Here is a 9,747-nt window from a genome sequence, read left to right as displayed (position 1 = left end):
TATCACACGGTTTTTGAAGAACCGTCAAACTTTTTGGAAGAATTTTTGCATTTTTTGCTCTTCTCTTCTTCCTTCCCTACCCCGCTCACCCCAGCCTCGCCACCTCGAACCCCTTCAGGATCCCAAGCTGCTCGCTGTCTTGAGCGGAGCCCTCGATTATGACACGGTTTTGGAGCGCCGATCAACTACCTCTCAACTTTTTGCATGCAGCCCCGGCATCTACTGTCGCGCCATGCGGGTGTTGGTCGGCAGCGCCTGTGGCCAACTGGCACGGAACGGGTTGATGTCGAGTCCGCCGCGCCGGGTGTAGCGGGCATAAACGGCCAACTTCGTCGGCTGGCAGCGGCGCCAGATGTCCCAGAACATGCGCTCCACGCAGGGCTCGTGGAATTCGTTGTGGTTGCGGAAGCTCACGATGTAGCCCAAGAGGCCCGCCTGGTCGATCGGCGGGCCGCTGTAGCGGATCTGCACGCTGCCCCAGTCGGGCTGGCCGGTCACGAGGCAGTTGCTCTTCAGCAAACGGCTGGTGAGCGTCTCGGCCACAGGCACCTGGGTCGGATCGCTCGCAAGCAGTTCGGGCGCCGGCTGATAGTGCGTGCATTCGATGTCGAGGCGGTCGAGATCGAGGCCGTCGAGTTCATGCACCTGCTCGCGGTCGAACATGTCGGGGGCAATCAGCTTTACGCCGATGCCCGCAGCGCGGTCGCTGCCGCGCCACACAGCTTCGCTCAGATCCGTGCGCAGGCGTTCGCGCACGGCTTCTGCGTCGGCGAACACCGTGCTGTTGAAGCTGTTGAGGTAGAGCTTGAAGGATTTGCTCTCGATGATGTTGGGCGTCTCGCAAGGCACCGTGAAATGCGCAACGGCCAACTGCGGCTTGCCGCGAGGATTGAGCCAGCTCAGCTCGAAAGCAGTCCAGAGGTCGGCACCGAAGAAGGGCAGTGCGTTGGCCGCGATGCCCATGGCTTCGCGCTGCGTTGCACGCGAAATCGGGAACAGCAGGCCGGCGTCGTAGCGATCGACGTAAGTCGAGGCACGGCCCAGCTGGGATTGTTCGGGGGTGTTGTCGAGGCTCATGCGCGTTTCTCGGCTGTCTGCAGAAAAGGGACGATGTGCTGCAGGAGGATGTCGATCACCTGTGGCGGCAAGTCATGCCCCATGCCGGGCACGGACACGAAGCGCGCGCCCGGGATGCGCCGCGCGGTGTCCTCACCGCAGGCGATGGGAACCAGGGGATCGGCGTCGCCATGCAGGACGAGTGTGGGGCTGGCAATGCCCGTCAGCAGGGCTTCGCGCCCGCTGTCGGCACCGATGGCCAGCATCTGCCGCACGATGCCCGCCGGCCGGTACGCGCGCCTCAGCCCGCGGGTGATTCGGTCGGTCAGCACCCGCTCTTCCTGCGGATACGCAGGGCTGGAGATCAGGCGAACAAAACCCAGGCTGTGAGCCACCAGCGCGGCCTCGGTCCGGCTGGCCGGACGCCGCATGAGTGCGGCCGCCACATCGGGCCGCGGGCCCGGCAGATTGCGGGCGCCGCTCGAACTCATGATGCTGACCAGGCTGGTCATCCGCTGCGGCGCGGCGGCGGCCAGCCGCTGGGCGATCATCCCGCCCATCGACGCACCCACCACGTGGGCACGTCGGATGCCCAGCGCATCGAGCACACCCAGCGCGTCGTTCGCCATGTCCTGCAGTGTGTAGGCGGAACGCACCGGCAGTCCGATGCGCTGCCGCACGCTCTGCCAGACGAGATTGCCGGTGCCGGCCTCGTCGAAGCCCTGGCTCAGGCCGATGTCCCGATTGTCGTGGCGCACAACCCGGAAGCCGGCGTCGGCCAGCGTCTGCACGAAGGCGTCCGGCCAGGCAATGAGCTGCATGCCCAGGCCCATGATCAGAAGAATCACGGGGCGTCCCTCGCCACCGGTGTCTTCGACCTCGATCTGGATGCCGTTGGCTGTCAGTTTCATAACGTCGTCGACAACCCGCAGGAGCGCCGCGGGCCCTGGTAGGCTAGATGAACTCGCGCTCGCGCAGCCACTTGGTCGCGACCCACTTCTCGCCGGCGAGTACCGGGGCCCCGCCATGCAGCGTGCGCGTCGCAGGGTCGGGTCGCTCGTAGCTGAAGAAGACGCCGGTGCCGCGCTTGGGTGCGACTTCGAGCCCGACATCCGGGAAGGTGGTGGCGCCGCCCAGCTCGGGCTCCTGCAGGTACATCACAAGCGTCGCGACGCGCTGGCCGCCGCGCCGCAGGATGGTCGGCGTGCCGGGCTCTGCGGGATCGAAATAGTCGTAGTGCGGCCGGTATTGCGCACCGGGGCTGTAGCGCAGGATCTGCAAGCCTTCGCCGAACTCGAGCGGCCAGCGCAGCAACGTCGCGATGCGCTGCTCCAGCCGCGCGACGAAGACGTTCTCGCCGCGCTCGAAGAACATGCCGTCGCTGGTGCGATCAACGTTGAGCGCCTCGCCGCCGGTCTGGGTCTCGACCGTGAGGGAGCGCGCGAGCCGCAGCCGCGCGGCCGCAATCAGGCCCTCGCATTCCTCGTCGGACACCAGGTCGCCGAACACCACGACGCGCGGATGGCGCATCGTCTGGAGCACTTGGACATGGCGATCGCCGGTGTCGATGTAGAGCGGCGAGGTCGACAGGTCCGGCCCCGGCATCTCGGCGCGCGGCGGACTGACGGCCGCCGCGCTTGCAACCTGCACCTCGACCTCGGCCAACGCGGCGTCCGCCACCTCGGCGTGCCAGCCGGCATCGCGCATCGAAGCCCGCAGGCTGGGTACCGAATGCCCCGCAGCGAGCTGCGCGACGACCCACTCGCGCAACTCGGGACTGATCGCCTGTCCCAGACTCATGCCGCTTTCCTCCTGAATACGAAACGCTCGGGCAACGACGCCCCGGCATCGAAGGCGTAGCCCTCGAGATCGAACTTCTCCAGCACCTTGGGCGTGGCCGCCCTGTGCAGCACGGCCCAGCGCGCCATCAGGCCGCGGGCGCGCTTGGCGAAGAAGCTGATGACCTTGTACTTGCCGTTCTTCCATTCCTCAAATACGCACTCGATCACCCGCGCCCTGAGCACCTTCTGGTCGACCGACCTGAAGTACTCCTGCGAAGCCAGGTTGATCACGACCGGTGTGCGGTCCGCCTGGAGGCGCTCGTTCAGGTAACCAGCAATGCGCGAGTTCCAGAAGGCATAGAGATCCTTGCCGTGGCCATTGGCCAGTTGCGTGCCCATCTCGAGCCGGTAGGGTTGCAGCCGATCCAGCGGCCGCAGCACGCCGTAGAGGCCGCTCAGGATGCAGACGTGATCCTGCGCCCAGGCGAGCTGCGCCGCGCTGAGCGTCTTCGCGTCGAGCCCGCCATAGACATCGCCATCGAAAGCCAGCGCAGCCTGCTTGGCGTTCTTCTCCGTCCCCTTGGAAGCCCAGGTCGCGTAGCGCGCCACGTTGAGCGCGGACAGCTTGTCCGACAGGTGCATGAGTTCGGCAATTTGTTGCGGCGACTTCTGCCGCAGCAGCTTGATCAGTTCGGCGGCCGGCCCGCGCGGCCCTTCGAAACGAGGCTGAGTGGCGGGCAGCGCATCGGGTACCGGGGTGTCGTAGTCGAGCGATTTGGCAGGCGAGATCAGAAACAGCATCTCCGAATTATCTTCGGGCCCGGACGGACTGTTCTCGAAACGGTAGAGTCCGCCCTGCTTCCGACCCACTCTCAGGAGATCCGCGATGAAGTTTGCATCCCTTCTGCGAACCAGCGTTTTCGTTCTTGTCGCCGCCTGCACGGCCACTGTGCTGTGGCGACCGGGCACAACGCATGCGGCAGCACCCCTTGCCAAGGAAGCCGCGCCGGGCTTCTACCGGCTGATGGTCGGCGACTTCGAGGTCACGGCCCTGTCCGACGGAACGGTGGCGTTGCCGATGGACCAGCTGTTGACGCGCACCACGCCCGAGCAGGTGAGGAAAACGCTGGCCCGGTCTTACCTCCAGAGCCCGCTCGAAACCTCGGTGAACGGGTATCTGCTCAATACCGGCGAAAAGCTAGTGCTGATCGACACCGGCGCCGGCGGCCTGTTCGGTCCGACGCTGGGCCGCCTGGCGGCCAACCTCAAGGCAGCGGGCTACCAGCCCGAGCAGGTGGACGAAATCTACCTCACGCACCTGCATCCGGACCATGTGGGCGGCCTGGCTGCCGGTGAGACGCCAGTCTTTCCCAATGCCACGGTGCGAGCCGACCAGCGCGACGCCGATTTCTGGCTCAGCCAGGCGAACATGGACAAGGCGCCGGCTGATTCGAAGGGCTTCTTCCAGGGCGCAATGGCTTCGCTCAAGCCCTACATCGCTGCCGGCAAGTTCAAGCCCTTCGATGGCGACACCGACCTCGTGCCCGGCATCAAGGCCAGGGCGGCCCGCGGACACACACCGGGCCACAGCATCTTCATCGCCGAAAGCAAGGGCCAGAAGATGGTGTTCTGGGGCGACCTGATGCACGTGGCCGCCGTCCAGTTCGAAAATCCATCCATCACCATCCAGTTCGACACCGACTCCCGGCCGGCGGCCGTGCAGCGCAGAAGGGCCTATGCGGAAGCTGCCATGCAGGGCTATCTGGTGGGGGGCGCGCACATCTCCTTCCCCGGCGTCGGCCGGCTGCGCTCGCAGGGCAGCGGCTACGTCTGGCTCCCGGTGAACTACGTACCCACGCGTTGAACACGGCGCGCGCCGCAGTCGAATAAAATCCTTCGCTCATCCACCCCCACCAGCGGCATCCTGCGGGATGCCGCTCGTCTTTGCACCGCCATGAGCGACACCTTGTCCCAACCCGGCCTCGAGAGCCTTTCCAAATCCTTCGAACCCGCCGCCCTCGAGGCGCACTGGGGTCCCGAGTGGGAACGGCGCGGCTATGCGGTCGCGGGTTTCCGCGGCACCGGGCAACCGAAGGACGGCGCGTCCTCCTTCGCGATCCAGCTGCCGCCCCCGAACGTGACCGGCACGCTGCACATGGGCCATGCGTTCAACCAGACGATCATGGACAGCCTCGCGCGCTACCACCGCATGAAGGGCGACAACACGCTGTGGGTGCCGGGCACCGACCACGCGGGCATCGCGACCCAGATCGTGGTCGAGCGCCAGTTGCAGGAACAGAAGATCAGCCGCCACGACCTGGGCCGCAAGAACTTCGTCTCCCGCGTGTGGGAATGGAAAGAGCAGTCGGGCAATACCATCACCAACCAGATGCGCCGCATGGGCGACACGGTCGATTGGAGCCGCGAATACTTCACGATGGACGAGAGGCTCTCGAAGGTCGTCACGCAAACCTTCGTGCAGCTCTATGAAGCAGGCCTGGTCTACCGCGGCAAGCGGCTGGTGAATTGGGACCCGGTGCTCAAGACCGCGGTGAGCGACCTGGAGGTCGAGAGCGAAGAGGAAGACGGCTTCCTCTGGCACATCGCCTACCCGCTCGAAGACGGCTCGGGCTCGCTCACGGTGGCGACCACCCGGCCCGAGACCATGCTCGGCGACGTCGCCGTCATGGTGCATCCCGAGGACGAGCGCTACAAGCATCTGATCGGCCGGCGCGTCAGGCTGCCGCTGGTGGACCGCCTGATCCCGGTGATCGCCGACGACTACGTCGACCGCGAATTCGGTACCGGCGTGGTCAAGGTCACGCCCGCGCACGACCACAACGACTACGCCGTCGGCCAGCGCCACGGCCTGCAGACCCTCGGCGTGCTGACGCTGGACGCCACGATCAACGACAACGCCCCCGAAAAATACCGCGGGCTCGACCGCTTCGTCGCGCGCAAGGCGGTGGCGGCCGACCTCGATGCGCTCGGCCTTCTGGTCGAAACCAAGAAGCACAAGCTCACGGTACCGCGCTGCGCACGCACGGGCGCCGTCGTCGAGCCGATGCTGACCGACCAGTGGTTCGTCGCCATGACCAAGCCCGACGCCGGCGGCCAGTCGATCGCGCAGAAGGCCATCGATGCGGTGCGCTCGGGCGAAGTGAGCTTCGTGCCCGAGAACTGGGTCAACACCTACAACCACTGGATGGAGAACATCCAGGACTGGACCATCTCGCGCCAGCTCTGGTGGGGCCACCAGATCCCGGCCTGGTACGACGAGGACGGCAAGGTCTATGTGGCACACGACGAGGCCGAAGCGCAAGCCAAGGCGCCCGGCAAGAAGCTCGTGCGCGACGAGGACGTGCTCGACACCTGGTACTCCGCGGCGATGGTGCCCTTCTCCTCGCTCGGCTGGCCCGAGAAGACGCAGGACTACGACCTCTACCTGCCTTCGACCGTGCTGGTCACGGGCTACGACATCATCTTCTTCTGGGTCGCCCGGATGATCATGATGACCAAGCACTTCACCGGCCGGGTGCCTTTCAAGCACGTCTACATCCACGGCCTGGTGCGCGACTCGCACGGCCACAAGATGAGCAAGTCCGAGGGCAACGTGCTCGACCCGGTCGACCTGATCGACGGCATCGCGCTGCCCGAGCTGCTGGACAAGCGCACACTGGGCCTGCGCCGGCCCGAGACCGCGCCCGCCGTGCGCAAGAACACGCAGAAGGAGTTCCCGGACGGCATCCCGGCTTTCGGCGCCGATGCACTGCGCTTCACCTTCGCGTCGCTCGCATCGCTGGGCCGCAACATCAACTTCGACCCCAAGCGCTGCGAGGGCTACCGCAACTTCTGCAACAAGCTCTGGAACGCGACGCGCTTCGTGCTGATGAACTGCGAAGGCCAGGACTGCGGCCTCCGCGAGCACACCAAGGAAGAATGCGCCGTAGGCGGGCCGGCGCATGGCTACCTCAAGTTCAGCCAGGCCGACCGCTGGATCAGCTCGCAGCTGCAGCGCGTCGAGGCCGAGGTGGCCAAGGGCTTCGAAGACTACCGGCTCGACAACGTCGCCAACGCGATCTACCAGTTCGCATGGGACGAGTTCTGCGACTGGTACCTCGAGATCGCCAAGGTGCAGATCCAGCAGGGCGACGACGCACAGAAGCGCGCCACCCGGCGCACGCTGATCCGCACGCTCGAAACGCTGCTGCGCCTGGCGCATCCGGTGATTCCGTTCATCACCGAAGAGCTCTGGCAGAAGGTGGCCCCGGTGGCCGGCCGCCAGGGCGAGTCGGTCATGATCGCGGCCTATCCGAAGAGCCAGCCCGAGAAGATCGACGAAGCGGCCGAGGCCCACGTCGCACGGCTCAAGTCGCTGGTCGATGCCTGCCGCACGCTGCGCGGGGAGATGAATGTCTCCCCGGCCACGCGCTTGCCGCTGTATGCCGTGGCCGACGACACCGCGAGCGGCACCTTCCTGCGCGATGCCGCGCCGGTGCTGCAGGCGCTGGCCAAGCTCAAGGAAGTGAAGGTCTTCGATCACGCATCCGACTGGGCTGCGGCTGCCGAGGCGGCGCCGGTGGCCGTGGTCGGCAACGTGCGCATCTGCCTGCACATGGAGATCGACAAAGCCGCGGAAAAAGCCCGCATCGGCAAGGAACTGGCGCGCGTCGAAGGCGAGATCGTCAAGGTCAACGGGAAACTGGGCAACGAAGCCTTCGTCGCCAAGGCGCCGCCCGCGGTGATCGAGCAGGAGCGCAAGCGGCTCTCGGACTTCAGCGCCACGCTGGAGCGGCTGCGCGACCAGCTTGTGCGCCTCGGCTGACAGACGTTCGACATCGGAGAGCTTTAGTATTCGGGGTCGGCGCTCAGGGCGCCGCCCTTCTCCGATCCATCTTTCTCGATCAGACGCAAAGCCCATGTCCACTTCACCAGCGCGCATTCGCAAGGCCGTGTTTCCCGTCGCAGGCTTCGGCACCCGTTTTCTGCCAGCCACCAAGGCGCAGCCCAAGGAGATGCTGCCGGTGGTGGACAAGCCCCTGATCCAATACGCGGTGGAAGAAGCCTATGCCGCCGGCATCCGCGACATGATCTTCGTCACCGGGCGCAACAAGCGCGCGATCGAGGACCACTACGACACCGCCTACGAGCTCGAAAGCCAGCTCGAGGCCAGCAACAAGCTCGCGCTGCTCGAGATCGCACGTTCGGTGATGCCGGATGACATGACCTGCTCCTATGTGCGCCAGCCTCGCATGCTCGGCCTGGGGCACGCCGTGCTGTGCGCCGAACACCTGGTCGGCGACGAACCCTTCGCGGTGCTTTTGGCCGATGACCTGATGGTCGGCCCCGAGAACGGCGAACCCGTGCTGGCGCAAATGACGCGCGCCTTCGGCAGGCTCCGCGGTTCCCTGCTCGCGGTGCAGGAAGTGCCGCTTGAACACGTCAAGCGCTACGGTATCGTGGCCGGCGACACGGTCGAGGAAGGCCTGGTCAAGGTCAATCGCATGGTCGAGAAGCCGAAGCCGGAGGACGCACCCTCGCGCCTCGGCGTGGCGGGCCGCTACATCCTGACCCCCGGCGTGTTCGAGGAGATCCGCAACCAGCCCAAGGGCGCCGGCGGCGAGATCCAGTTGACCGACGGCATCGCCGCGCTCATGAAGAAGGAATCGGTCTACGCCTATGCCTACAAGGGCGTGCGCTACGACTGCGGCAGCAAGGAAGGCTTTCTGCAGGCCACCGTCGAGCTCGCGCTCGCGCACCCGGAAGTGGGCGGCGAGTTCCGCGACTACCTCAAGAGCCTGGAGCTCTAGGCGGACTCGTCAGCACCAGCGGCTCGAGGAAGCGGACCAGTTCCTCGTCGGCGATCGGCGTCAGGGGCAGACCGAAAGCGTCCTGCAGGCGCGCCACGAGGGCCTGCGCCCACAAGGCGTTCCACGCCAGCCCGGGGTGGCGATCTGCCAGCAGGGCGTTGCGGGGATCGTCGCCGATCGTGTTCGTCACTTGCAGTGCCGAACCGACCGCAACCGTCTTGTAGTCCGGCTTGCCATCGCCACTGCGCGATCCCCAGCGCGCCTGAAACCACGCGAGATCGTCGAAAAAAGCCAGCCGCGGGTCGCTCTCGGCCAGCCGGCGAATGGCGGCATTGAAGCCGTCGAGCGCGGCCGCAATGTTCGTGGTTTCGGCTGCCGATTGCCATCGATCGAAGTTGGCGGGGTCGTCCGCTTCATTGCCGATGCCCGCCAGCAGGATGCGCGTCGACGGGTGCGAGGCATGGATCAACGCCACCGCGGCGCCGATCTCGCCGGCGCAGTACGCGGTCGCGGCGCGCAGTTCGGGCGCCGAAGGGTCGCGCGCCTGGAGATCCAGCAGTCCGCTCCAGTTGTTGAGGCCGATGCGGATCACCACCAGGCCGCGCATCCAGCGCTCGGGCTCCTGGTCCATCAGCGCGACAAGGCGCGGCGCCTGGCGAAAGCGGCCTCCCATGAGGTTCTTGCAGGCGGCACCGGAATTCGCGAAGTTGTAGAGATAGTCCTCCTTCTTAGGCGCCCGGCCGCCGCGCAGGCCCAGTTGTTCGCGCGCCCAGGCCACGACGCCGGGCCGGCCCCAGAGGACCCAGGGCCCGAGGTCCAGCTCCTGCGCGCGCAGGCGCGCGAGCACCTCGGTCCATTGGAAGGTGCGCGAACGCCACGGTCCGCCGCGCTCGGCCGTATCGGAGGGAAACCAGGCATGGTCCTGGTAGGAGTGACTGTTCGAATCGCCCAGCACCGCGAGCGGGATCGTCTTGGAAGACAGGGGGCGATGCGGGGGATCGGGCGGCATGCCGTCGCTCCAAAGGGTCAAGGTGAGCAGCGCGGCCGCGACGGCCAGCGCGAGCGCCAGGGCGGCAATGCGGGCTCTGCGCTTCACAGCG

Annotated in this window: 8 protein-coding genes; 3 read left to right on the top strand and 5 right to left on the bottom strand. The window is 66.3% G+C overall.

Going from position 1 to position 9,747, the window contains the following annotated elements; all coding sequences use genetic code 11:
• Positions 1–219: 219 nt before the first annotated feature.
• Genes queF through yaaA form a run of 4 tightly spaced genes read right to left on the bottom strand, consistent with a single transcriptional unit; the run spans position 220 to position 3,638 of the window.
• Positions 220–1,077, bottom strand: a complete 858-nt coding sequence (queF, locus tag AC3A6B_RS20695; protein WP_487838530.1) for an NADPH-dependent 7-cyano-7-deazaguanine reductase QueF — start codon at positions 1,075–1,077, stop codon at positions 220–222.
• Complete coding sequence (locus AC3A6B_RS20690; protein ID WP_487838529.1) at positions 1,074–1,967, bottom strand: alpha/beta fold hydrolase; 894 nt, start codon at positions 1,965–1,967, stop codon at positions 1,074–1,076. The genes queF and AC3A6B_RS20690 overlap by 4 nt, the downstream gene beginning before the upstream one ends.
• Before the next feature lie 43 nt (positions 1,968–2,010).
• Positions 2,011–2,850, bottom strand: coding sequence for a 2OG-Fe(II) oxygenase (locus AC3A6B_RS20685; RefSeq protein ID WP_487838536.1), 840 nt, complete (start codon positions 2,848–2,850; stop codon positions 2,011–2,013).
• Between the two features lie 2 nt (positions 2,851–2,852).
• The gene (yaaA, locus tag AC3A6B_RS20680) at positions 2,853–3,638 is read right to left on the bottom strand and encodes a peroxide stress protein YaaA (protein WP_487838528.1); all 786 of its coding nucleotides are present in this window, start codon (positions 3,636–3,638) and stop codon (positions 2,853–2,855) included.
• 85 nt (positions 3,639–3,723) lie between these two features.
• On the opposite strand from yaaA, the gene AC3A6B_RS20675 reads away from it, so the two are divergent.
• From AC3A6B_RS20675 to galU, 3 genes are all read left to right on the top strand, one after another.
• Positions 3,724–4,701, top strand: a complete 978-nt coding sequence (locus tag AC3A6B_RS20675) for an MBL fold metallo-hydrolase (protein WP_487838527.1) — start codon at positions 3,724–3,726, stop codon at positions 4,699–4,701.
• Between the two features lie 90 nt (positions 4,702–4,791).
• Positions 4,792–7,662, top strand: a complete 2,871-nt coding sequence (locus AC3A6B_RS20670) for a valine--tRNA ligase (RefSeq protein ID WP_487838526.1) — start codon at positions 4,792–4,794, stop codon at positions 7,660–7,662.
• A gap of 94 nt (positions 7,663–7,756) precedes the next feature.
• The gene (gene galU, locus AC3A6B_RS20665) at positions 7,757–8,647 is read left to right on the top strand and encodes a UTP--glucose-1-phosphate uridylyltransferase GalU (RefSeq protein WP_487838525.1); all 891 of its coding nucleotides are present in this window, start codon (positions 7,757–7,759) and stop codon (positions 8,645–8,647) included.
• Here galU and AC3A6B_RS20660 read toward each other — a convergent pair.
• Positions 8,628–9,743 carry an SGNH/GDSL hydrolase family protein gene (locus AC3A6B_RS20660; protein ID WP_487838524.1) on the bottom strand — a complete coding sequence of 372 codons (1,116 nt, stop codon included), beginning with the start codon at positions 9,741–9,743 and terminating at the stop codon, positions 8,628–8,630. The genes galU and AC3A6B_RS20660 overlap by 20 nt on opposite strands.
• Positions 9,744–9,747 lie beyond the last annotated feature (4 nt).

This window comes from Variovorax sp. Soil_C_33, from assembly GCF_057656935.1.
This window is presented reverse-complemented; position numbering and strand designations above follow the sequence as displayed.